The 24,007-nt window shown below is 33.7% G+C and carries 21 protein-coding genes; 9 read left to right on the plus strand and 12 right to left on the minus strand.

Annotation, left to right across the window (positions count from 1 at the left end; translation table 11 throughout):
• Nucleotides 1–25: 25 nt before the first annotated feature.
• From QVZ41_RS01590 to QVZ41_RS01635, 10 genes are all read right to left on the minus strand, one after another.
• On the minus strand, nucleotides 26–1,078 hold the full coding sequence (locus QVZ41_RS01590; protein ID WP_302882789.1) for an NAD(P)/FAD-dependent oxidoreductase: 1,053 nt from the start codon (nucleotides 1,076–1,078) through the stop codon (nucleotides 26–28).
• 78 nt (nucleotides 1,079–1,156) lie between these two features.
• Nucleotides 1,157–1,753 (minus strand): precorrin-2 dehydrogenase/sirohydrochlorin ferrochelatase family protein, encoded by a 597-nt coding sequence (locus QVZ41_RS01595; protein WP_073121883.1) that lies wholly within the window; start codon nucleotides 1,751–1,753, stop codon nucleotides 1,157–1,159.
• On the minus strand, nucleotides 1,753–2,508 hold the full coding sequence (gene cobA / locus QVZ41_RS01600; RefSeq protein WP_302882791.1) for a uroporphyrinogen-III C-methyltransferase: 756 nt from the start codon (nucleotides 2,506–2,508) through the stop codon (nucleotides 1,753–1,755). The genes QVZ41_RS01595 and cobA overlap by 1 nt, the downstream gene beginning before the upstream one ends.
• 69 nt (nucleotides 2,509–2,577) lie before the next feature.
• Nucleotides 2,578–4,680, minus strand: coding sequence for a HEPN domain-containing protein (locus QVZ41_RS01605; protein ID WP_302882792.1), 2,103 nt, complete (start codon nucleotides 4,678–4,680; stop codon nucleotides 2,578–2,580).
• A gap of 90 nt (nucleotides 4,681–4,770) precedes the next feature.
• Nucleotides 4,771–6,012, minus strand: a complete 1,242-nt coding sequence (locus QVZ41_RS01610; RefSeq protein WP_302882793.1) for a sulfate adenylyltransferase subunit 1 — start codon at nucleotides 6,010–6,012, stop codon at nucleotides 4,771–4,773.
• Nucleotides 6,013–6,124: 112 nt separating this feature from the next.
• Nucleotides 6,125–7,024, minus strand: coding sequence for a sulfate adenylyltransferase subunit CysD (gene cysD, locus QVZ41_RS01615; RefSeq protein ID WP_302882794.1), 900 nt, complete (start codon nucleotides 7,022–7,024; stop codon nucleotides 6,125–6,127).
• A gap of 100 nt (nucleotides 7,025–7,124) precedes the next feature.
• Nucleotides 7,125–7,754: a phosphoadenosine phosphosulfate reductase domain-containing protein gene (locus tag QVZ41_RS01620; protein ID WP_302882795.1), complete on the minus strand. Its 630-nt coding sequence runs from the start codon at nucleotides 7,752–7,754 to the stop codon at nucleotides 7,125–7,127.
• Nucleotides 7,754–8,011, minus strand: coding sequence for a DUF2061 domain-containing protein (locus tag QVZ41_RS01625; RefSeq protein ID WP_302882796.1), 258 nt, complete (start codon nucleotides 8,009–8,011; stop codon nucleotides 7,754–7,756). The genes QVZ41_RS01620 and QVZ41_RS01625 overlap by 1 nt, the downstream gene beginning before the upstream one ends.
• A gap of 179 nt (nucleotides 8,012–8,190) precedes the next feature.
• Nucleotides 8,191–8,403 (minus strand): putative signal transducing protein, encoded by a 213-nt coding sequence (locus QVZ41_RS01630; RefSeq protein WP_302882797.1) that lies wholly within the window; start codon nucleotides 8,401–8,403, stop codon nucleotides 8,191–8,193.
• Nucleotide 8,404: 1 nt separating this feature from the next.
• On the minus strand, nucleotides 8,405–8,818 hold the full coding sequence (locus tag QVZ41_RS01635; protein WP_068824152.1) for an RrF2 family transcriptional regulator: 414 nt from the start codon (nucleotides 8,816–8,818) through the stop codon (nucleotides 8,405–8,407).
• Between the two features lie 232 nt (nucleotides 8,819–9,050).
• On the opposite strand from QVZ41_RS01635, the gene QVZ41_RS01640 reads away from it, so the two are divergent.
• On the plus strand, nucleotides 9,051–9,206 hold the full coding sequence (locus QVZ41_RS01640; RefSeq protein ID WP_302882798.1) for a hypothetical protein: 156 nt from the start codon (nucleotides 9,051–9,053) through the stop codon (nucleotides 9,204–9,206).
• Between the two features lie 90 nt (nucleotides 9,207–9,296).
• Here QVZ41_RS01640 and nirD read toward each other — a convergent pair whose 3' ends face one another.
• The gene (gene nirD, locus QVZ41_RS01645) at nucleotides 9,297–9,671 is read right to left on the minus strand and encodes a nitrite reductase small subunit NirD (RefSeq protein WP_302882799.1); all 375 of its coding nucleotides are present in this window, start codon (nucleotides 9,669–9,671) and stop codon (nucleotides 9,297–9,299) included.
• Between the two features lie 25 nt (nucleotides 9,672–9,696).
• Entirely contained in the window at nucleotides 9,697–12,216 is a 2,520-nt protein-coding gene (nirB, locus tag QVZ41_RS01650) for a nitrite reductase large subunit NirB (protein ID WP_302882800.1), read from the minus strand.
• A 157-nt stretch (nucleotides 12,217–12,373) separates the two neighbouring features.
• On the opposite strand from nirB, the gene QVZ41_RS01655 reads away from it, so the two are divergent.
• From QVZ41_RS01655 to QVZ41_RS01690, 8 genes are all read left to right on the plus strand, one after another.
• Nucleotides 12,374–13,030: a Crp/Fnr family transcriptional regulator gene (locus QVZ41_RS01655; RefSeq protein ID WP_302882801.1), complete on the plus strand. Its 657-nt coding sequence runs from the start codon at nucleotides 12,374–12,376 to the stop codon at nucleotides 13,028–13,030.
• Nucleotides 13,031–13,195: 165 nt separating this feature from the next.
• Nucleotides 13,196–14,572, plus strand: coding sequence for a CmpA/NrtA family ABC transporter substrate-binding protein (locus QVZ41_RS01660; RefSeq protein ID WP_302882802.1), 1,377 nt, complete (start codon nucleotides 13,196–13,198; stop codon nucleotides 14,570–14,572).
• A 91-nt stretch (nucleotides 14,573–14,663) separates the two neighbouring features.
• Complete coding sequence (locus QVZ41_RS01665) at nucleotides 14,664–15,761, plus strand: ABC transporter permease (protein ID WP_302882803.1); 1,098 nt, start codon at nucleotides 14,664–14,666, stop codon at nucleotides 15,759–15,761.
• A 21-nt stretch (nucleotides 15,762–15,782) separates the two neighbouring features.
• Nucleotides 15,783–16,634 carry an ABC transporter ATP-binding protein gene (locus QVZ41_RS01670; protein WP_302882804.1) on the plus strand — a complete coding sequence of 284 codons (852 nt, stop codon included), beginning with the start codon at nucleotides 15,783–15,785 and terminating at the stop codon, nucleotides 16,632–16,634.
• A gap of 11 nt (nucleotides 16,635–16,645) precedes the next feature.
• A complete protein-coding gene (locus tag QVZ41_RS01675; RefSeq protein WP_302882805.1) occupies nucleotides 16,646–17,458 on the plus strand; it encodes an ABC transporter ATP-binding protein in 813 nt (270 codons plus the stop codon).
• A gap of 70 nt (nucleotides 17,459–17,528) precedes the next feature.
• Complete coding sequence (locus QVZ41_RS01680; protein ID WP_302882806.1) at nucleotides 17,529–18,782, plus strand: alginate export family protein; 1,254 nt, start codon at nucleotides 17,529–17,531, stop codon at nucleotides 18,780–18,782.
• A 237-nt stretch (nucleotides 18,783–19,019) separates the two neighbouring features.
• Complete coding sequence (locus QVZ41_RS01685) at nucleotides 19,020–22,550, plus strand: nitrate reductase (RefSeq protein ID WP_302882807.1); 3,531 nt, start codon at nucleotides 19,020–19,022, stop codon at nucleotides 22,548–22,550.
• Nucleotides 22,543–24,000, plus strand: a complete 1,458-nt coding sequence (locus tag QVZ41_RS01690) for a rubredoxin (RefSeq protein ID WP_302882808.1) — start codon at nucleotides 22,543–22,545, stop codon at nucleotides 23,998–24,000. Before QVZ41_RS01685 ends, QVZ41_RS01690 begins: the two co-directional genes overlap by 8 nt.
• Nucleotides 24,001–24,007: the final 7 nt, after the last annotated feature.

The following is a 24,007-nucleotide window of genomic DNA, read 5'->3' on the forward strand; positions in this document are numbered from 1 at the left end:
TTTAAATTTTATAATAAGTCTAAAATTACATGCTTTTTACCACCGCTTTTTTAGCTTCTTTCTTTTCTCCATCAAATCCTTCAACTCCGTTTACAGTCGTATATTTCATTACATAACGCTTACCAGGGTTGATAATGTTATAAGCAAATTGTACTGCAATGGTAGCTTCGTGGAAACCACAAAGGATTAATTTTAATTTCCCAGGATATGTGTTCACATCTCCAATAGCAAAAATACCAGGAATATTGGTAGAGTAGTCTAACGCATTGTTTACAACAATCGCATTTTTCTCAATCTCTAATCCCCAATCTGCAATAGGTCCTAATTTAGGAGACAATCCGAATAACGGAATAAAGTGATCACATTCTTTAACAATTTCCCCTTCAGTTTTGTGCTTAATTGTCACAGATTCAACTTTTCCATCACCATTAATTCCTTTCACCTCAGCATCTGTAATCAAGTTGATTTTTCCTGATTTAGATAATTCAGCTACTTTTTCTACTGAATCTAAAGCTCCTCTAAATTCATTTCTACGGTGAACTAAAGATACTTCACTAGCAACATCAGATAAGAAAATAGACCAGTCTAAAGCTGAATCTCCACCTCCTGAAATCACCACACGCTTGTCACGGTATAATTCTGGATCACGGATGATATATTCTACTCCTTTATCTTCAAAATCAACCAATTCCTTAATAGGCGGTTTACGTGGTTCAAAAGATCCTAATCCACCAGCAATAAATACAGTTGGTGCATAGTGCTCTGTTCCTTTATTTGTAACAACTTTAAAAGTTCCGTCTTCTAATTTCTCAATAGTTTCCGCTCTTTCACCTAAAGTGTATCCTGGCTCAAAAGGTTTGATTTGCTCTGCTAAGTTATCAATCAAATCTCCTGCTAATACCTCTGGATAAGCTGGAATATCATAAATAGGTTTCTTAGGATAAATTTCTGAACATTGTCCCCCTGGTTGTGCCAATGCATCAATTAAGTGACAGTGTAATTTTAATAAACCTGCTTCGAATACCGCAAACATACCCACTGGTCCTGCTCCGATGATTAAGATATCTGTTTTAATCATTACCTTACTTTTTTATTTATTATCATTTTAAATAACGACTGCAAAAATGAGAATATTTTTCCAATCAATCACTACTTTTTACTCTTTTATCTTCTTTTTAACATCGGCTACCAATCCTTTGGTAAACTCGTTCATTTTCTCAACTTTTTCTTCAAAGTCTCCTTTGATAGTATCTCTGTATTTGTTTAAATACTCAGCCAAATCATCAATGTTTTCTGGCAATACAGATTCAAAAAATTGACGTAAACGCTTTGCCATGGTTGGAGATTTTCCGTTAGTAGAAATTCCAATTTTTACATTTCCTTTGGTTACAATTCCACCCATATAAAAATCACAATACGGAGGATTGTCTGCCAAGTTTACCAAAATAGCACGCTCTTTACAATCATTGTAAACTTTTAGGTTTACTGCAGGAACATCGGTAGTAGCAATTACAATATGTTTTCCTTCTAACATACTTGCATCATAATTCCCAACAACCATTCTTACCTTACCTTCTTTTGCTTTGGCTATGGTTTCTTCTCTAAAAAAAGGAGAAATCATGGTTACCTTAGCATCTGGACTAGATTTTAATAGAAAAGATAGTTTTTCTAATGCCACATTTCCTCCTCCTACAATTAATGTATTTAGGGCTGTAACTTTTAAAAATACCGGATATAATTGATTCTTTTCCATTATAGTTTTTGTCCTTTTTTCTTTAGTAAATATTGATACAATACTTCACTTTGTTTTACGGTTTCCCCTATTACAATCATAGATGGATTTGTTAAACCTTTTTGGTTGATGATTTCTAAAATGGTACTGATATTTCCAATTGCCAAACGCTCAACATCTTTCGTTCCATTTTCTATAATGGCTACAGGAATTTCTGTTTTACCATGAGCTAAAAAAGCATTTACAATTTTTTCTAGCTTGCTCATACCCATCAACACCACAATGGTAACGTTTGATGCTGCAGCTGCTTGAATATCTTCACTTAGCTCAACATCTGACGTAGTTCCTGTGATCACTCTAAAACTTTCGTTCACGCCTCTTTGCGTTAATGAAATTCCGTAACTAGCAGGTGCTGCAATGGCAGAAGTTACTCCAGACACAATTTCAAAATCAATTCCTTTTTCTAACACGTATTTTAACTCTTCGGCTCCACGACCAAAAATAAAAGGATCACCACCTTTTAAACGTACTACATGTTTTCCTTGAGAAGCATGTTCTACAATTAACTCTTGGATTTTTTCTTGAATGAATTTGTGCATTCCTCTTCGTTTTCCTACAAAGATTTTTTCTGCATTTTCTGCATACTGCAACAATTCTTCATTTGCCAAGGCGTCGTATAACACAACATCAGCTTCTTTAAGAGCTCTCACTCCTTTAAGCGTAATTAACTCTGGATCTCCAGGTCCCGCTCCTACTAATGTTAATTTACCGCTCATGTATTTTTTGTTTTAAGATTGAAGATTCAAAATTAATCAAATCTTCAATCTTAGCTTTTTATTTTTTAATTATTCTGCCAATTCAGCTGCTCTGTAAGCATCTACTAAATTGTAAAACTTATCAGCATCTGCAATGTATGATTTTGCAAATTCTGTAGATTGTGCATTTTGATTGATTTGATATACGAATGATTCAAAATCAGTTCCTAAATCAATTTTACCTCCTTGCACAAAAATTTCGTTAAAGTCAGAAATAATTTTATTATGTGTATTTGTTTTAGTTCCTTCAGCCGTTAAAATAGCTTTAGCTGTGTGTACCATTGAACTATAGGCAAAATAAATAGCATCACTTAATTTTCCAGTATCTAAAGCTTCCTTAGCGTTGTTTAACTTGTCTTTAGAATCGTATAATAAAGTCGCAACTAAATCAATAACAACCCCAGCACATTCTCCAACTCCAACAGCCGTTTCGTACTTTTCTTCAGATCCCCAGTCAATGAAATCAGAATCAACCAAATCATCTGTACTAGACAATGGTTTTAAGAAATCGTAGAAATATTTTTGACCACCTTTTTCATCATAGTACTCAATAAAATCTACTCCTCCAGAATTTTCGATATAATCGTTTAAGATTAATCTTAAAGCCTCTGGTCCTCTCTTAGATGGTATTTTAATGACTTTATCAGCAATTCTACCTTCACCATTTCCTAAAGTTCCTCCTCCTAACAAAATTTGTAAAGCTGGAGCTACTAATTTTCCTGACTTAATAGACATTCCTTGGAAACCAATGTTACACAAGTTGTGTTGTCCACAAGCATTCATACATCCAGAAATTTTAATTACTAGATCAGAATCATTTGCAAATTCAGGATATTCTGCTTTTAAAACTTCACCTAATTTTTGAGCTGCTCCTGTAGAAGATGCAATTCCTAAATTACAAGTATCTGTTCCTGGACAAGCAGTAATGTCGGCAACCGCTTCGTATCCTAATTCTGTAAACCCTAATTCTTTTAATTTTGTGTAAAAGAAAGGTAATAAATCCTCACGTACGTGACGAACCAATATGTTTTGACGTAATGTAAACCTTAATTCGTCTGCTGCATATTCTTTAATTAATGCAGCTAAAGCTCTTGCTTCTGGTAAATAAAAATCTCCAATATTTATTTTAATCCCAATCGCAAACAAACCTTCTTGTTTTTGAGCAAATACATTGCTTGCTTTCCATGCTTCGTATGCTTCTGCATCTTCAATAGTAACTTCTGGAGCTACAATTCCTGACACATCTGGGGTATTATCAAAACCTTCTGTATTAATTACCACAGATTGATTAGACAATGCCAATTGTTCTTTTGCAACCAATTCGTTAAAAGCTTCTAAACCTAAGTCTTTTACTAAGAATTTTAAACGTGCTTTTGCTCTTTTAGAACGTTCACCATATCTATCAAACACACGTAAAATAGATTCCATGTAAGGAATAATTTTATCTGATGCTAAAAATTCATGAGCCACATCAGCCAAACGAGGTTGAGAACCTAATCCTCCAGCCAACATTACTTTAAATCCAAATACTGGTTTACCATCTATCACTTTAATTTTAGCGATAAAGCCTATATCATGCATGTAAGACAAAGCTGAATCATCATCTGCAGAAGAGAAAGAAACTTTAAACTTACGTCCTAATTCTTGACAAATTGGGTTACGCAAGAAAAACTGAAATACTGCATGTGCATATGGAGTTACATCAAATGGTTCCTCTGGATTAATTCCCGCATCTGGTGAAGCCGTTACGTTACGTACTGCATTTCCACAAGCTTCACGAATCGTGATATCACTCTTTTCTAATTCAGCCCATAACTCAGGAGTTCTATCTAAACTCACATAGTGAATTTGGATGTCTTGACGAGTGGTAATGTGTAAACGTCCTCTTGAATATTCTTCAGAAACGTCACAGATTCTTAACAACTGGTCTGAAGTTACCTTACCATATGGCAATTTGATACGAATCATTTGTACACCAAACTGACGTTGACCGTATACACCACGAGCTAAACGTAAACTTCTAAATTTTTCTTCATCAATTTTACCATCGTAAAACTGTTGAATTTTATCTCCTAGTTCAATAATATCTTTTTGAACGATTGGGTTTTCTATTTCTGATCTAAAACTTTGCATGTCTTAATGAGTTTTAAGGTTTAAAAGTTAAAAGTTAAAAGGCTCTTTACTTTCAGAACTTGATAACTTGAAACTTTACAAACTAAATTTTTACTGAATAAATCCAGCTCCCGATGTATTATTTGTTTGAGGATCTATTAAAATAAAAGATCCTGTAGTTTTGTTTTCGGCATACGTATCATAAAATAACGTTTTGGCTAGTTTAAAAGAAACATTTCCAATTTCATTAATTTTTAACTCCGTTGCTGGAGCCTCTCCTGAAAAATCAGTAGCAATTACTGAATTAATTGCTGATACTTTTGCTGCAATTACATTTGCCCCTTGTTGTAAAAAGTATTTTTTACCAACCACTAAATTTGTAGTGTCCATCCAACAAACTTTAGCCTCTAAAGCTTTTGTTTCTCTTGGCAACTCAGTAGATTTTACAATAATATCTCCACGAGAAATATTGATGTCATTTTCTAACGTGATGTTGATAGACGTTCCTCTTTCGGCAACACTATATTTTTTATCAAAAAAGTAGATATCTTTTATTTTAGAAGCTGTTTTTGATGGCAATACCGTTACTTCGTCACCTACTGCTAAACTACCTCCGTACAATTTACCTGCATATCCTCTAAAATCGTGAAATTCATCTTTTTTAGGACGAATTACAGTTTGTACTGGTAAACGAGCTACTGATTCTTCATATATATCTTGAGCTTCTAATGCTTCAAAATGTTCTAACAAAGTAGTTCCTGTATACCAAGGTGTATTTTCTGATTTATCTACCACATTATCTCCTTGTAATGCTGATACAGGAATAAAAGTGATGTTTTGAGTAGAACCTGCTCTTTTTGCCAATGCTGTAATTTCTTCTTTGATGGCAACAAATTTATCTTGAGCAAAATCAACCAAATCCATTTTGTTTACAGCCACGATGATATCTTTTACTTTTAACAAGTTATTGATAAAAAAGTGACGATATGTTTGTTCTATCACTCCATTACGAGCATCTACCAAAATAATGGCTGCTTGTGAAGTAGAAGCACCTGTAACCATGTTACGAGTATATTCTACGTGACCTGGAGTATCTGCAATAATGTAACTTTTTTTAGCTGTAGAAAAGTAAATATGAGCTACATCAATTGTAATTCCTTGTTCTCTTTCTGCAACCAAACCATCTGTAGCCAAAGAAAAATCTAAATAATCAAATCCTTTTTGTTTACTAGTACGCTCAATTGCTTCTAATTTATCATCAGTTAAAGAACGTGTATCGTATAAAATACGTCCTATTAACGTACTTTTTCCATCATCTACACTTCCTGCTGTTGCTATTTTTAAAACTTCCATTTTGTTTATTAGCTGTTGGCTTTTAGCTATTGGCTATTGGCCTTGTTTTATAATAATTTTTTGGAGCTAATGGCTAACTGCCAAAAGCTAAAGGCGATTTGCAAAGCAAATTCTAAAAATACCCTTGTTGTTTACGTTTTTCCATTGCTGCTTCAGAACGTTTGTCATCAATACGAGCTCCACGTTCAGAAATAGAAGAATCTCTAATTTCTTGTACCACTTTAGAAATAGAAACTGCATCTGATAAAACCGCTGCTGTACAGCTCATATCTCCTACTGTTCTAAAACGAACCATCATTTCTTGTACTTCTTCATCTTCTGCACGATATACTACATCATCCTCTGCAGACCAAATCATTCCGTCTCTTAAGAATACTTTACGTTTGTGTGCAAAATAGATAGATGGAATTTCAATATTTTCTCTTTCTATGTAAGACCAAACATCTAATTCTGTCCAGTTAGAAATAGGAAAACAACGAACGTTTTGACCTAATTCTATTTTACCATTTAATAAATCAAATAATTCTGGACGTTGGTTTTTCTCATCCCACTCACCAAAATCAGAACGAACAGAAAAAATACGTTCTTTTGCTCTTGCTTTTTCTTCATCTCTACGCGCTCCACCTATACATGCATCAAAACCAAATTCTTCAATAGCATCTAACAAGGTTTCAGTTTGCAACATATTACGAGAAGCATATTTTCCAGTTTCTTCAACTACTTTACCAGAATCAATATTATCTTGTACGTTACGTACAATTAAATCAATTCCTAATTCTTTTGCCAAACGATCTCTAAACTCAATAGTTTCAGGGAAGTTATGACCTGTATCTACGTGTAAAAATGGAAAAGGTATTTTAGCTGGCCAGAATGCTTTTTGAGCCAATCTTACCAATGTAATAGAATCTTTACCTCCAGAGAATAACAATACTGGTTTTTCAAATTGTGCCGCTACCTCTCTTAAAATGTAGATTGCTTCACTTTCTAATGTATTTACTCTTAATTCGTTCATTTCTTTATTTAGTATTAAGCAATTAGTACTGAGTACTAAGACTAACAACTTATATTTTATTTTTTAACTATGTACTGAATACTTTGTACTCTGTACTTTTTTAATTATGCAATCCACACTCTCTGTTCCCTAACACTTTGGTAGGATCAAAATACTTGTGTTCGTTTGGAATGTTATTTTCTTCCAAATAAGCATCTAATTGCTCATCTGTATAATTATAAAAAGGGCTCACTTTTAAAATCCCATCTTCTCCTTGAGAAACTACGTTAATTGAATCTCTAAACGCAGTTTGTCCCTTTCTTAAGTTGGTAAACCATACATCTGGTTGATGCGCAGCCATTGCTCTTCTAAAAGGTTCTAACTTTACTTGTTCTGTAAACTCTTTGTGCATTGGATCCTCTATTTGAGGAATTCCCATGATTGCATCTCTATGAGAAGAAGTTTGTTTTGGCACATACAAATCGATATTTAAATCTAATAATTCAATTAACTCTTCTGCATGTTTATATGTATTGCGAGTATTATATCCTGTATCACACCAAATAACATCAATACCAGGTTTAACACTATTAACCGCATGAAGAATTGCTCCTTCGTAAGGTCTAAAATTTGTGGTAACCACTGGTTTTTTCGCATGAATTATAGCCCATGTTACAATCTCTTGTGGAGACTTTCCTTCTAAGTCAGTATTGAATTGTGCTATTTCTTGATCTGTAAATCGTTTACTCATTATTTACCCCATTTTATTGCATTCCAAATGCGTTCGTGAAAAAAGTATAAAATCATTTTTGTGAAAAGATCTATAGACGCAATTGATGTTGCTGTTTTTACATCACCAGTAGCAATCCAAGATATGATTAGGGTATCTAAACTACCTATCATTCTCCAACTCACAGCTTTTACTACACTACGAATTGGCTTTTCTGAAGATACAGACTTAGTATAACTACTATCTCCATCGTTATTAAAAATTTTCTCTGTTACCATTTTCTTAAATCTTTTCACTTATTATCCTACCTAAAAGGTAGGGAATTAAAATAAGTAGGCAGCAAAGATATAGTTTTTATTAGATCCTCACAACAAAAAACACAAAAATCTACAAAATTAGTAGGGTAATAAAGTTTAAATAAAAAAGTAAAGTATATTTAAATAAATTTCGATGAGAATTATTCTAAAGAAGAAATGATTTTTTTGACTTCTGATTCTTGATCTGAATGCACAAAAAGTTCCTGAAAGTCTGGCATTACTGCTCCAAATCCTGCAACACTGGCCGAAGTAGTGTTGTCTTTTACAATAGGCTCAATACCTTTATTTTGTAATAATTGTCTTACATGTTGAACCTCAACAATGCTACCTGAAAACACTTTGATAAAAGCCATATTAGTAATTTATTAAGTCCTGTAATGATGTATTTCTAAACACTTGCAACGAACTATCTCTTACCTGTATCATAAGCTTGTTAACAGCACAAACTTCTTCACTTTTACAATCATCACATTTTTTATAAAAATTAAGAGAAACACAAGGCACCATTGCAATAGGCCCCTCTAAAGTACGAATAATATCTGTCATTGGAATGTCTTTTGGCAAACGAGCTAAAAAATAACCTCCTCCTTTTCCTTTTTTTGAATCTAACACTCCCGCTTTTCTTAGCTCTAACAGAATTCTTTCTAAAAATTTAATCGAAATATTTTCATGACCTGCGATCTCAGAAATTTGCACAGGACAATTCTCTTTTCGCTTGGCTAAATAAGTCAAGGCCTTTATACCGTATTTTGTTTTCTTCGATAACATATTCACAAATATACAAATCCTACTTATACAGTAGGAGAAAAGATTCTATGATATAATCTCTCAGGTATTTTTGTAAATAAATATTAAAAAACAAAAAATTAAACAATTATAAATCAAACTTTTATAGGCTATATATTGAGAAAAAAACCATCTTTATCCTGCCAAAAAACAGCTTTAAAAACATAATCATATGTTAATTTTGAAAGACAAAACTCACCTAAAAACAAAACTTATGAAAAAACTTACTTACACTCAGTACTTCGAATTGATTCAAAAAGCAAAAAGAAACAATCCTTATTTTTATGTGGCAACATACAGCGAAGCCAAAAGAAATTTAATCCCCGAGCAATTTATGCTATTGCAAGAAAAAATTTCTAAAGCAGCATAAATCCTTCTAAAATAATCACAAAAAAAGCCCGATGAAAACCATCGGGCTTAGTTGAGTATAAAACAAACTTATTAATAAAAAGTACTTTTATTAATGAGTACCGATATAAACGAATCCTTCTTCAATTTTTACTGGAAAAATAGCAATTGAATAATCTTCTCCGTTTAAATTTTCTCCTGTTTCAAGAGAAAAAGTCTTTTTATGTAATGGACATGCAATTTTAGGCGTACCACAGTCTTCACCAATCATTCCTCTAGAAAGTACCATTTCCATTTTGTGCGGACATACATTTTGAGATGCATACCACTTTCCTTCTGCTGTAAAATTAAAGACAGCTATTTGTTTATCATTTACTTTTACACACGCCCCTCCATTTTCAGGAAACTTACTTACTGGAGCTGCCTTAAACCATGTTTTTACTTCTGATTCTGGCACTGTTTTATATTGTTCTAAAATTGAATTCATTTTTTAAATTTTTAAGGATTAGCAATTAAGCCCATAGTTTTGGCATTTTTTGATCTCTTAAAGCAACAAACTCAATAGTATCATCACTTTCTTCAGAGTTTACAAAGTGAGCAAAACGATTATTTTGTTCATTAATATTCTCTATCGCCTCTTTCCACTCACACTTATACGCATTTACCAAACCTGCCATATCTTTATCCAATTGATCACACAACCCTAAAGAATCATTAATTACCACATCTTTTACATGTTCAATACCTCCTTCTATTTTATCTAACCAAGCAGCAGTTCTTACCAATGGACCAGCAGTTTTTATGTAATACATTAAAAACCTATCAACATATCTAATCACCTCTTCATTAGTAATTTTCTCTGCTAATAACTCAGCATGCCTAGGCGTAGCACCACCGTTACCTCCAATGTAAAGATTCCACCCACCTTCAACAGCGATGATTCCAAAATCCTTTCCTCTAGCCTCTGCACATTCGCGAATACAACCAGAAACCCCACCTTTAATTTTATGAGGTGACCTTAGCCCCTTATATCTGTTCTCAATTTCAATTGCAAAAGACACAGATTCATCCATACCATAACGACACCATGTAGAACCTACACAAGATTTTACGGTACGTAAAGATTTTCCATAAGCATGACCAGATTCGAACCCTGCATCAATTAAATCTTTCCAAATTAATGGCAACTCGTGTAATTCAGCTCCAAAAAAGTCAATACGAGCTCCTCCAGTAATTTTAGTATATAAATCATATTTTTTACCAATCTGACCTAAAACGATTAATTGTTCTGGAGTAATTTCACCTCCTGCAACTCTTGGCACCACTGAATATGTACCATTACGTTGAATGTTAGCTAAAAACTTATCGTTTGAATCTTGAATCACGTTGTGATCATTTCCTGTATCTGCATATATACTTGCAAATAATGATGCAGCCACAGGCTTACAAGTTTCACAACCCAACTTTCCCTTACCATGAGTTGACAACAATTTGGCGTAAGTTTTAATTCCTTTTAACTTTACAATATCATATAACTCTTGACGAGAATAATCAAAATGCTCACAAATGGTTTCCTTAACAGTAACTCCTTGTGCTTTTAATGACTCATTAATTAAATCTGTAACCATTGGCTTACACCCTCCACAACCTGTAGTTGCTTTGGTTGCCCCTGCTACTTCTTTTAAAGTAGTCATTCCTTCATCATTCACTTTGCAACAAATAGCTCCTTTTGTAACAGCCTCGCAAGAACAAACAACAGCACTATCAGGTAAATCTAAAGCAGAACCAAATGATGCACTTTCACCTCCACGAGCTCCTAAAATTAAATCTTCAGGATTTTCAGGAATTTTCATTCCATTTAAAAAGATTTGGTGCAACATATTATAATCACTGGCATCTCCCACCAAAATTCCTCCTAACAACTTTTTACCGTCTTTAGAAACATTTATTTTTTTATAAATTCCTTGAAATTTATTTTCATAAACAATCGATTCACTTTCTTTTGCTTCGTTTAATGCATCACCAAAGCTAGCTACATCAATTCCACTTAGCTTTAATTTGGTAGACATATCAATAGAAGTTGGCATTAAACTATCACCTCCTAAAATTTGATCTACAGCAACACCGGCCATATCATAACCAGGAGCTACCAAACCATAAATCATATGATTTAACAAAGCGCACTCTCCAATAGCAAAAACATTCTCGTCAGAAGTTCTCATATCGTTTGACACGACGATACCTCCACGTGTTCCAACATCTAGACCACATGTTTTAGCCAATTCATCTCTTGGACGAATTCCCGCAGAAACCAATAACATATCTACAGGCAGCACCTCATCTTCAGAAAACCTCATTCCTGTAATAGCATCACCCCCCTCTATATTTTGAGTTCCTTTACTCAACAATACGTCAAGACCTATACCTTCTAATTTACGCTGTAAAACTTTACTAGCATCATTATCAAGCTGTCTTGGCATTAGCCTAGGAGCAAATTCCACAACTGAAGTCTCAAGTCCCATATCAATAATAGCTTTTCCCGCTTCTAGCCCCAAAAGACCTCCACCTAAAATAGCCGCTTTCCCGTCTGACTTATTTTTTTTAATCTCCTCTACATAGGACATCGTAGCATCTAAATCTTCTATCGTTCTATAAACAAATACACCTTTTTTCTCTATCCCTGGAATAGGAGGTACAAATGCTGAAGAACCTGTTGCTAATACTAAATAATCATAAGTATATTCCTTATCACTAATAGTTGTGATGGTTTTACTTGCTCTATGAATGTCGGTTACACGTTCATTGGTAATTAATTCAATATTATTTTCTTCATACCAAGATCTTGGAGCCATACTCAATCGCTCAGCATCTTGATCGGAAAAGTACTCACTTAAGTGTACTCTATCATAGGCAGGTCTTGGTTCTTCACCAAAAACAATCACCTTATAATTAACACCATTAGTCTTAGTCATAAGCTTTTCACAAAACTTATAACCTACCATTCCGTTACCTATTACTAAAATTGTTTTCATATATAAATAAGTTTGTTTTACTTTGTACTACGAGGCAAATATACGTAGTAATACTTAGATTAACAAAAAATTAAGTAAATTTGTCGTATAAATACGTAGAAATATGAGTTACAGCTGTACAAATTGCACCAATGAGACGTGCTTAATCAAAAAAAACTTGGGTCATATTGACAATATAAATCCCGAGATTACAGAACAAAAACACACCATTCAATGTAAAAAGTCAAGACAGTTTATCATGGAAGGAGCTCCTGTAAACGGTTTATACTTTATACATAGTGGTAAAGTAAAAGTTATTAAGACTGGGTACAACGGAAAAGAACAAATACTTAGACTCTCTAAAGATGGCGAAGTAATTGGCCACCGTGGATTTGGTATGGGTGAGACTTACAAGATTGGAGCTACCGCTCTAGAAGACACTGTGTTATGCAACTTTTCTACAGCTTTACTAAAGGAGATCTTATTATCCGAACCTAAAGTTACTTTTGATTTTATGCATTTTTATGCAGAAGAGCTAAACCGTAGCGAAACCAAGGTAAAAACCATGTCTCAAATGACTGTTAGGGAAAAAGTAATAGACATGTTATTGTATCTATACAGAAAGTTTGGTGAAGAAAATGGAGCTATAGGAATTGAACTATCTAGAAAAGAACTAGCTGATTACGCAGGTACTACAGACGAACAAGTGATTCGTATTTTATCAGCCCTAAAAAAGGAACACCTGATACATACAAAATCTAAATTGATAAAAATATTAGACGTACCTAAACTTAAGAAAGAAATCTCTGAACACAATTTCTTCTTAGATAGTTAAAAACTACGTAAAAACTTAAATCAAAACAAAAAACTGCCAATAGGCAGTTTTTTTTATGCTTAAAAACTTAAATCAACATGCCTAAACTAGTTTTACGTAACTAAACTACGTACATACCTTTGCTAAAACTAAGTATCAATACGTAATCAACTTAAATCAATCAATATGAAAATCACATTCTTTAAAGCTTCCACTTTGATTGCTGCTGCAATAATGCTAGCATCATGTGGGGACAAGAAAAAAAAGGAAACAACCAAAACAAGTGATGTTGCCCAAGTTAGCACATCCCTAGAAATTGAAAAACCACAATTAACTTTTGGTTTTATTAAATTAACAGACATGGCTCCTTTAGCTATTGCAAAAGAAAAAGGTTTCTTTGAAGATGAAGGATTATTTGTTTCTGTTGAAGCACAATCTAACTGGAAAAATATTTTAGACAGAGTAATTGATGGACAATTAGACGGATCACACATGTTAGCAGGTCAACCAATTGCTGCAGGTGCTGGTTTTGGTCGTCAAGCCGCTTTGGTAACTCCTTTCTCTATGGACTTAAACGGAAACGCAATTACAGTTTCTAATAAAGTATGGGAAGGAATGGAACCACACGTAAAGAAAGACGGAAACGGTAAACCAATACACCCAATTAGTGCTGAGGCATTAAAACCAGTAATTACTCAATACAAAAACGAAGGAAAACCTTTTAAAATGGGAATGGTATTTCCAGTATCAACACACAACTACGAAATTAGATATTGGTTAGCTGCTGCAGGAATTAACCCTGGTATGTATTCAGCTGACAACATTCAAGGACAAATTGATGCAGAAGTATTATTATCTGTAACGCCTCCACCACAAATGCCAGCTACTCTAGAAGCAGGAACTATATACGGATATTGTGTAGGAGAGCCATGGAATCAACAAGCTGTAGCTAAAGGAATTGGAGTACCTGTTGTAACCAACTACGACATTTGGAAAAACAACCCAGAAAAAGTATTTGTAATGACCAAAAAGTTTGTTGAAGAAAACCCAAATACTGCTATTGCTGTAACCAAAGCATTAATTAGAGCCGGACAATGGTTAGATGCTCCTGGAAACAGAGCTGAAGCTGTAAAAATATTATCGATGCCACAATATGTTGGTGCCGACGAAGCTGTTTTAGCAAATTCAATGACTGGGACTTTTGAATTTGAAAAAGGTGACAAACGTGCTATGCCAGACTTTAACGTATTCTATCGTTACAACGCTACCTACCCGTTCTATTCTGATGCAGTATGGTTCTTAACTCAAATGAGAAGGTGGGGTCAAATTCCAGAAACAAAACCAGCATCGTGGTATGCTAAAAAAGCAAAAGATATTTACCGTCCTGACATCTGGAAAAAAGCAGCTGAATTACTAGTAGAAGAAGGAAAAATTCCAGCAACAGATATCCCAGAAACAGACGGATACAAACCTGCAACTGTAGATTTTATTGACGGAAACAAATATGACGGTAAAGATCCTATCGGATACATCAACTCTTTTAAAATAGGAAACAAAGACTAATCTACTTAAAAGATTATAAAATCGGGGACACCCCATCCCCGATTAAAAATTACTGAACAACTAAGGAAGCATTAAGGAAAAATAGTACATCATGAAAGATTCAATCATCAGAGGAATTAAATTTATTGGACTTGGGTTTTTAGAACCTCTAATACGTTTGATTAATAAAGAGGAGCCTAAAAAAAACACCAAAGAAGTAATGAGAAAAATAGTTGCACCTATTGCATCTGTATTTATTTTCATTGGACTTTGGCAGCTAGGATCTAGTTCTTTATATAATAAAGAAGCTGCGTATAAAATTGAAGCCGCAACAAGAAATCAAGGTGAAGAGGCTGCTGCCAAATTAAAAGCTTGCATGGAGTCTGGAGACTCAAATTGTCAACCAAACACGCTTCCATCACCTGCACAAGTATATGCTGCTTATCAAGTTTTATTAGAAGATCACAAACAAATTTCTGCTGATAAAAAAGCCTTTGCTGAGAAAACTTTTGAAATGAACAAAAAACGTGTAGCCCAAGGTAAAAGAGCCATAACTTACACAGGAAGACCTTCATTTGTAGATCAAATAAAAACAAGTTTAAAAACAGTTTTTGCTGGATTTTTACTAGCGCTATTTATTGCTGTTCCAATTGGTATTGTACTTGGATTAAGTAAAACATTAAGAGGATCTATCAACTGGATTATTCAAATTTTTAAACCAGTATCACCTGTGGTATGGTTGTTATTAGTATTCATGATTGTAAAAACCTTAACTAAAAATTCTGATAGCGATAGTTCATTTATCATTTCATTTATTTCTGTAGGGCTTTGTTCTATGTGGGCAACTTTAGTAAACACTGCCATGGGAGTTTCATCTGTAAACACAGACTATATTAATGTAGCTAAAGTTTTAAGATTAAGACCTCTTCAAAAAATATTTAAAGTGATTTTACCAGCATCTTTACCTTTAATTTTTACAGGGTTACGTATTACTTTATCTGTAGCATGGATGGTGTTAATTGCTATTGAATTACTTGCACAATCTCCTGGATTAGGATCATTTGTATGGGAAGAATTCCAAAATGGAGCTATGGACTCTAACTCAAAAATAATTGTTGCCATGTTTGTGATTGGTTTCATTGGATTTGCTTTAGATCGAATCATGTTATTTATTCAAAACTTAGTTTCTTTTGAAAAGGAAACCATTTAAGAATCCTTAAAACTAAAGATCATGGCAATATTAGAACTCAGAAATATATACAAAACCTACAATCCTACAAAGGAGGACAAAGGGGAAATTCTAGATAACATCAACCTTAGTATTGAAGAAGGAGAATTTGTAGCCATTGTAGGGTTTTCAGGAAGTGGAAAAACAACTTTGGTAAACCTTATTAACGGTTTATTAAAACCAACTGAAGGTGAAGTTATTTTTAAAGGGAAACCTGTAGAAGATACCAGTCACGAAAGAGGTGTTATCTTTCAAAACTACTCACTTTTACCTTGGTTAACCGTTTATCAAAATATTGATATGGCCATCCAAGAAGCTTTTCCAAAAGCATCAAAACAAGAAAAAGATGTCCGTGTAAAAGAACATGTTGAAATGGTAGGATTAACTCACGCTTTAAACAAATATCCAAAAGAATTATCTGGAGGAATGAGACAACGTGTTTCTGTAGCCAGAGCATTATCAATGAACCCAGAAATGATTATTATGGACGAACCACTAGGAGCTTTAGATGCTTTGACTCGTGGAAATTTACAAGATGAAATTCTTAAAATTTGGGAAGTTAACAAACGTACCGCTTTATTAATTACCAACGATGTTGATGAAGCGATGTACATGGCGGACAGAATTATTCCTTTAAAGCCAGGACCTAATGCAACACTTGGACCTGAGTTTAAAATAAATATTGAAAGACCAAGAAACAAAACAGCTCTTAATGACAACGAGGAATACAAAAAAACTCGTTTAGAAATTATTGAATATTTAATGGATCTTGGAGAACAACAAGCTGCCAAAAGCACTTCTAGTTATGAACTTCCAGACCTTCAACCTAAGGACTTTAGATGGGATGCTAATTAAAAACTGAAAACATGAGCCAATTAATACACAACCCAAAAATAGAGAAATTTCCATCTAACGAAGTGATGTTAGATTTGATAGATTTAAAAAAAGTATACCCTACACCAAAAGGTGATTATGTAGTATTAGAAAATCTAAACCTACAGATAAAAAAAGAAGAATTTATTACCATTATTGGTCACTCTGGATGTGGTAAAACTACCATGTTATCTATGATGGCAGGATTGAATGAAATTTCTGGAGGTAAGATATCAGTGCTAGGAAGCAGCATCAAAGGGCCTGGACCAGACAGAGGGGTTATTTTTCAATCCCCGAGTTTAATGCCATGGCTAACCACTATGGAAAACGTAATGCTAGGAGTCAAAAAAGTATATCCACATGCTACAAAAAAACAAAAAGAAGATATCTGTAAATACTACTTACACAAGGTAGGAATGGAAAGTTCTTTTTACAAAAGGGCATCTGAAATCTCTCAAGGAGAACAACAAAGAGTAGGAATCGCTAGAGCGTTTGCTATCAAACCAAAAGTACTTTTATTAGATGAGCCTTTTGGAATGTTAGACTCTTTAACCAGAGGTCAACTACAAGATGTATTGATTGATGTTTGGAACAAAGAAAAAATTACAGCTGTAATGATTACTCATGATGTTGATGAAGCTATCTTTTTAGCAGACAGAGTTGTTATGATGACTAGCGGACCAAAAGCCAAAATTGGTGATGTACTTCCTATTGAATTTGAAAGACCTAGAACAAGAAAAGCCATTTTAGAACACGATGATTACTACAAATACAGAAAACATCTGATTGACTTCTTAGAGCACTAAACCAAATTTTTAACCATTCGTTTTTAACAGCGAAGAAATATAATCAACAAACAACTTAACAAACTTAATTATGAAATTAACTAAATCATTATTAGTAGCTGCATTTGCATTCACAACCATTGCAAACGCGCAGGAAGAAAAACCAAGTTTCTCATTAGCTGGAGAATTTAGACCACGTACAGAATGGATCGATGGATTTAATTACAAATACCAACCTGCTGCTGCTGCTGCACCTGCCGGAAATACCTCAGGTAGAGTTGGAACCCCAGGTTATATTGAAACAACTGTAAGGGCTGCTTTAAATGCAACTTACACAACATCAAGCTACACTACCTACATAGGTTTACAAGAAGTATTCACACTAGGTGATCGTCCTCAAATCTCAGCTACTGGTAATGGTAATTTAAGAGTACAAGAAGCTTGGGCAGACTTAAAAATCTTTAAAGCACTTAGCGTTAAACTAGGTCGTCAACCTTTATCTTACGACGACCAAAGAATCTTAGGAGGATTAGGTTGGGCACAACAAGCAAGAACACATGATGTTGGAATTTTAAAATACAAGAAATCTGGATATGCAATTGATGCTGGATATTCGTTAAACACCTCTAAAGACAATATATATGATACAGCTTTACTATTTTCTTATAGAGAAATGGCCTTTATTCATGCAAACAAAAAATTTGGGAACTTTAACATTAGTGCATTAATATTAAACACTAATTTCCAAAATGGAACACCAAACAAATCTAACTTAACCACTGCTGGTATACATTTTGACACCAAACTTGGACCAATCACTTTAAATGGTAATGGTTACATTCAAGATGGACAAAGAGCAGGAGACACAACCGTAGACATGGCTTATCTTGCTAGCCTAAATGCAGGACTTAAAATTGACGACAAAACTTCTGTTGGTTTAGGTGGAGAAATCATCTCTGGTAAAACTACAGACTCTGCTGGATTTTTTCCTTTATACGGAACCAATCATGCTTTTAATGGCTTAATGGATAGATTCTATGTAGGAAATCATGCAGGAGGAAACGGACTTGTTGATTTAAATGCAAAGGTATCTACCAAACTTATCAAAGGAATTTCAACAACTTTAATGGGACATTATTTCAAAGAAGAATCATTAACAAAAAATAATTTAGGTACTGAAATAGATTTAGTAGTGGCTAAAAAACTCAAAGGTTATTCTGTTATAGCTGGTTATTCTCAATTTTTTGAAAGTGACGATTTTCCTAACCCTGCTACAAATGCACCTGGAAAAGACACACAAAATTGGGCTTGGTTAATGCTAATTATTACTCCTAAATTTTTATAAATAATATTCAGTAATTATTCCTTAATTATTCAGTGTTAAAGGCTCGAGCATTTTGCTCGGGCTTTTTTCGTTTAACCCTACCACCTTTTTTTATTAATCTACATCCAAGAAACAACTTCCTCAAATCCAATTATTTAAATTCTAAACAAAATCATTCTCTTAAAACTACGTATATATACTTAATATCTACGTAATTTTAGTATATTTGCATAAGTATTCTACAAAAAACGAATCAATATGTCTGCAAATAAATCATACAAAACAACTTGTTCTTACTGTGGAGTAGGTTGCGGAATCATCGTAAATAAAGACAACAACGGAACATTAAAGGTAACTGGAGACACAGAAAACCCTGTAAACAAAGGTATGTTATGCTCTAAAGGAATGAATCTTCATTATGTTGCTCAAGATACTACGGATAGAATTTTATACCCTGAAATGAAATGGAGCAAAAACCATCCATTAAAAAGAGTTTCATGGGACACTGCTTTTGAAAGAGCAGCTGCTGTTTTTAAATCTATCATTAAAAAACATGGCCCTGATAGTGTTGGTTTTTACGTATCTGGACAATGTTTAACAGAAGAATATTATTTAGTCAACAAACTAACCAAAGGATTTATTGGAACTAATAATATTGATACCAATTCTAGACTATGTATGAGTTCTGCAGTAGTAGGATATAAAAAAGCGTTGGGAGAAGATTCCGTACCAATTGCTTATGCAGATATTGAATTGGCAGATACTTTTTTAATTACAGGAGCAAATCCTGCTTGGTGTCACCCCATTTTATATAGAAGATTAGAAGCTCACAAAGAAGCAAATCCTGATACTAAATTTATTGTAGTAGACCCTAGAAAAACACAAACCGCTGCTATTGCAGACTTACATTTACAAATTCAACAAGGAACAGATGTTGTGTTGAACAACGCTATTGTTCGTGAATTGATAGAAACCGATAAAATCGACATTGATTTTATTTTTAATCACACCAATAATTTTGAAGACGTTAAAAAACAAGTATTCGAGACGTCTTTAGAAGATGCTGCTAAAATTTGCGATGTTTCTTTAGATGATATCAGACTAGCTACTAAATATATTGGTGATGCCAAAGGATTCATTAGTATGTGGACCATGGGATTAAACCAAAGTATTATTGGGGTTGATAAAAACGTATCTCTTTTAAATATTTCTTTAGTTACTGGTCAGATAGGAAAACCTGGGTCTGGACCATTTTCTTTAACAGGACAACCAAACGCCATGGGAGGTCGTGAAGTTGGAGGAATGGCTAACTTATTAGCTGTTCATAAAGACTTAATGAATCCAACCCACAGAAAAGAAGTTTCAGATTTTTGGGGAAGTAATCCTATCAACCCAAAACCAGGATATACAGCCACCAAAATGTTTGATGCTCTAGATAAAGGAGACTTAAAAGCAATTTGGATTATTTGTACCAATCCAGTAGTGAGTTTACCAAACTCTAACAAAGTAGAAAGAGCACTTAAAAAAGCAAAATTTGTAGTGGTTCAAGACATTTCTCACAATTCTGAAACCACCAAATATGCAGATTTATTATTACCTGCTGCAGGTTGGTTAGAAAAGGAAGGAACCATGTCAAACTCAGAGCGTAGAATTTCTTATTTAGAAAAAGGAATTGAACCTCCTGGTGAAGCTTTACCAGATGTAGAAATCTTATGGCGATTTGCACAGGCAATGAATTATAGAGGTTTTGATTACAAAAATGCCGAAGAAGTTTACAAAGAATATTGCAAAATGACCAAAGGAACCAATATTGACATCTCTGGTTTATCTTATCAAAAATTAAGAGACTTAGGAACGGTTCAATGGCCTTTTCCATCAGAAGACAGTTCAGGAACTCCTAGATTGTTTACAGATAAAAAATTTTACACTCCAAATGGAAAGGCAAACTTTAATGTTGCTCAAAACATATACAATCAGTCAGAACAACCAACAGATGAATTTCCATTAATCCTAAACACAGGTCGTATTCGTGATCAATGGCACACCAGAACCAAAACAGGAAAAGTAAAACGCTTGCTAACACATATTAGTGGCCCTTACGTTGAAATAAATGAAGAAGATGCCAAAGCAAGAGACATTGAAGAAGGAACTGTGGTGGTGGTAAAAAACAATCGTGGTACTGCTAGAGTAAAAGCAATCATCAACAAAGACATCAAAAAAGGATCTATTTTTATGCCCATGCATTTTGGGAAAATATCTGGTTCTGACTTTGGTCGTGCTAACAACTTAACAAATGAATTAATTGATCCTATTTCTAGCGAACCTGATTTTAAACACGCTGTTGCACAAGTAACCAAGTTTAAAAAAGAAAAACAAAAAATATGTTTGGTTGGTGCTGGATCTGCTTCCTATAGATTTATTCAAACTTACAGAGAACACAATACTGAAGATGAATTAGATGTTTTTTCTTTAGAACCTTATCCTTTTTACAACCGTGTGATGTTACCAGAATACATTAACGAAGAAATGACATGGGAACAATTACAAAAAATTAAAAAAGGGGAACTAGAAAAACTAAAAGTTACTTTACATGCTAATTGCAGTATTATAAAAGTAAACAGAGAAGAAAAAACAATTTTAGACAGCAACGGAAACAAACATCATTATGATATTTTAATCATGGCGACTGGTAGTAGAGCTTTTATCCCTAAAGACTACAGAATAGATATGGCTGGTGCCTTTACCATGCGTACCAAAAAAGATGCTGATGCTTTAAAAGCTCATTTAGAAAAAACTGGTTTACCTCAACATCAACAACATGTAACTATTGTAGGTGGAGGATTATTAGGATTAGAATTAGCCGCTTCATTGTCTAAAATAGATATCAAATCTAGTATTATTCAACGTGCCAACAGGTTAATGGAACGCCAATTAGATTTGGTTTCTAGTAGATTATTAGATCAAGATGTTAAAGAAAGAGGCATACAAATACACTACAACAACGAAGTAGATACTGTTTTTGAAACCAACAAAGAAACAGAATTAGAAGTAAGATTAAAAACTGGAAAAATAATTAAAACCAATGCCATTGTTTATGCTATTGGTACCATTCCAAATATTGAATTAGGAAGAGATATCAAACTAAAATGTGGTAGAGGAATTGAAGTCAACCAACATTTACAATCTAGCGATCCTAATATTTTTGCATTGGGAGAAATTGCACAATACAATGGATGGTTATTTGGAATTACCTCAGCTGCAGAACAACAAGCAGATGTTGCTGCAAAGTATATTTTAGGTGATTTAGGAAGTGTTTACGATGGTTCTGTATTGATGAATATTTTAAAGTTTGAAAATCTTGACTTGTGTAGCATCGGGAATATTGAAATTCCGAAAGGAGACAATTCTTACGAACAAATTATTTTAACCGATGAACGCAAACGCTACTACAAAAAATGTGTGGTGAAAGACGATATTTTAATTGGAGCTGTATTGATGGGAGACAAAAAAGAATTTGCCGAATTCAAAGCTTTGATTGAAGACCGAGTAGAATTATCAGACAAACGTGATGAATTATTACGTGGTAGCGGAGGCGGAGAACCTGTGATAGGAAAACTTGTTTGTTCTTGTAGCCAAGTAGGTGATGGTAATTTAAAACAAGCCATTGCAGGTGGGTGTACAAACTTTGCCGAACTTTGTAAAACTACTGGAGCCGGATTAGGATGTGGTAGTTGTAAACCAGAAGTTAGAGATATTTTAAAAGAATCATTAACCCCTGTAAATGCATAATATAATGATTGAAAAACTAAAAAGAATTTTCATTAAAGGAGGTGTTATTACTCCAAATGAATTAAAGCAAGTAACACATTTAGCCAAGGCATTGAATTTAACTTCAATCAGTTTTGGATCTAGACAAGATATATTATTGCCGGTAAAAGAAAATCAGCAACATTTATTAAAAACTTATTTCCCAGAGTTTAAGCAAGATATTGATGATGATACTTATAAATATCAAAACATTGTATCTTCTTATGTTTGTGCAGATGTTTTTCAGCAAACACCGTGGTTAAGCGCTTCTACTTATTTGTATTTACATGAGGATTTTAAATACAACCCAACATTAAAAATCAACATTGTAGATCCACAACAAAATTTGGTTCCTATTTATAGTGGAAATTTAAATTTTATCGCTTCTAAAGATGAAGATTATTGGCACTTAAATTTAGATTTACCGGGTTGGAAAAAAGACATCAACTACCCTGTTTTGGTGTACTCATGGAACATTGCTAAAATCGCTAAGATTATAGAAGATGAATATCAAAATTTTGACAATGTTCAAGATTTATTCAATCACATTACAGACTTAACAGATGCTAATAACAAAGTAATTAAAGAACCTTTAAAAATTCCATACAGACCTTTTCCTTATTATGAGGGAATGAACAAAATGGGAATTAGTCAATATTGGTTGGGATTGTATTGGAGAAACAACAAATACGACATAAAGTTTTTAGATGAATTCTGTGACTTTTGTATGGATTACAAAATCAGCAGGATTTGTATTACCCCTTGGAAATCTTTTATTGTAAAAGGAATAGAAAAGGAATATAAATTTATGCTAGAAAAGTTTTTAGGACAAAGAGGAATCAACGTTCGTCACTCTTCTTTAGAATTAAACTGGCATTTACCAGTAAATAATCCTGAAGCCTTAAAACTAAAAAGATTTATTGTAAAGTCTTTTGATCAAAATGATATTAGTACTTATGGATTGACCTTTGGATATCATGAAAGAAGTGAAAAACCACAGTATTTTACTTCTATGATTGTAGAGAAAAACCCATCTCCAAAAATCACCAATGAATTCCAAAATATTGAATCGTATAATGTTTTGTATTGTAAAAACTTTGATCCAAACACAAGAGAGTATATATCATACGCTCAAAATGTTGAGGAAATAGAACTGCCTGGTTTGTTGATGCAATTGAGTCAATTGTATTTTGAACAACTAGATAACAATACTGAAAACGTTGCCAAACCAACAGAAAATAAAGATGGTGGATTGATAGAAATCCCAGTTTACCAATGCACCAGTTGCTTAACTGTTTATGATGAAGAAATAGGTGATGAAGAAGCTAATATTGCTCCAGGAGTAGCTTTTAAAGATCTTCCTGAAGATTATAGCTGTAATCTTTGTGATGCACCAAAAAGTAAGTTTAAAGAAGTTGTTTTAGCAGAATAACCCTAAT

The organism is Wenyingzhuangia gilva, from assembly GCF_030519655.1.
In the GTDB taxonomy this organism is placed as follows: Bacteria; Bacteroidota; Bacteroidia; order Flavobacteriales; family Flavobacteriaceae; genus Wenyingzhuangia; species Wenyingzhuangia gilva.

Bases quoted from the DNA above. Each gene is read 5' to 3' on its own strand.
- QVZ41_RS01625 (WP_302882796.1), bottom strand. From the start codon at position 8,011: ATGGTAACAGAGAAAATTTTTAATAACGATGGAGATAGTAGTTATACT.
- QVZ41_RS01675 (WP_302882805.1), top strand. From the start codon at position 16,646: ATGAGCCAATTAATACACAACCCAAAAATAGAGAAATTTCCATCTAAC.
- QVZ41_RS01605 (WP_302882792.1), bottom strand. From the start codon at position 4,680: ATGCAAAGTTTTAGATCAGAAATAGAAAACCCAATCGTTCAAAAAGAT.
- QVZ41_RS01680 (WP_302882806.1), top strand. From the start codon at position 17,529: ATGAAATTAACTAAATCATTATTAGTAGCTGCATTTGCATTCACAACC.
- QVZ41_RS01635 (WP_068824152.1), bottom strand. From the start codon at position 8,818: ATGTTATCGAAGAAAACAAAATACGGTATAAAGGCCTTGACTTATTTA.
- QVZ41_RS01630 (WP_302882797.1), bottom strand. From the start codon at position 8,403: ATGGCTTTTATCAAAGTGTTTTCAGGTAGCATTGTTGAGGTTCAACAT.
- QVZ41_RS01590 (WP_302882789.1), bottom strand. From the start codon at position 1,078: ATGATTAAAACAGATATCTTAATCATCGGAGCAGGACCAGTGGGTATG.
- QVZ41_RS01685 (WP_302882807.1), top strand. From the start codon at position 19,020: ATGTCTGCAAATAAATCATACAAAACAACTTGTTCTTACTGTGGAGTA.
- QVZ41_RS01640 (WP_302882798.1), top strand. From the start codon at position 9,051: ATGAAAAAACTTACTTACACTCAGTACTTCGAATTGATTCAAAAAGCA.
- cysD (WP_302882794.1), bottom strand. From the start codon at position 7,024: ATGAACGAATTAAGAGTAAATACATTAGAAAGTGAAGCAATCTACATT.
- QVZ41_RS01665 (WP_302882803.1), top strand. From the start codon at position 14,664: ATGAAAGATTCAATCATCAGAGGAATTAAATTTATTGGACTTGGGTTT.
- QVZ41_RS01660 (WP_302882802.1), top strand. From the start codon at position 13,196: ATGAAAATCACATTCTTTAAAGCTTCCACTTTGATTGCTGCTGCAATA.
- nirB (WP_302882800.1), bottom strand. From the start codon at position 12,216: ATGAAAACAATTTTAGTAATAGGTAACGGAATGGTAGGTTATAAGTTT.
- QVZ41_RS01610 (WP_302882793.1), bottom strand. From the start codon at position 6,012: ATGGAAGTTTTAAAAATAGCAACAGCAGGAAGTGTAGATGATGGAAAA.
- cobA (WP_302882791.1), bottom strand. From the start codon at position 2,508: ATGAGCGGTAAATTAACATTAGTAGGAGCGGGACCTGGAGATCCAGAG.
- QVZ41_RS01670 (WP_302882804.1), top strand. From the start codon at position 15,783: ATGGCAATATTAGAACTCAGAAATATATACAAAACCTACAATCCTACA.
- QVZ41_RS01595 (WP_073121883.1), bottom strand. From the start codon at position 1,753: ATGGAAAAGAATCAATTATATCCGGTATTTTTAAAAGTTACAGCCCTA.
- QVZ41_RS01690 (WP_302882808.1), top strand. From the start codon at position 22,543: ATGCATAATATAATGATTGAAAAACTAAAAAGAATTTTCATTAAAGGA.
- QVZ41_RS01620 (WP_302882795.1), bottom strand. From the start codon at position 7,754: ATGAGTAAACGATTTACAGATCAAGAAATAGCACAATTCAATACTGAC.
- nirD (WP_302882799.1), bottom strand. From the start codon at position 9,671: ATGAATTCAATTTTAGAACAATATAAAACAGTGCCAGAATCAGAAGTA.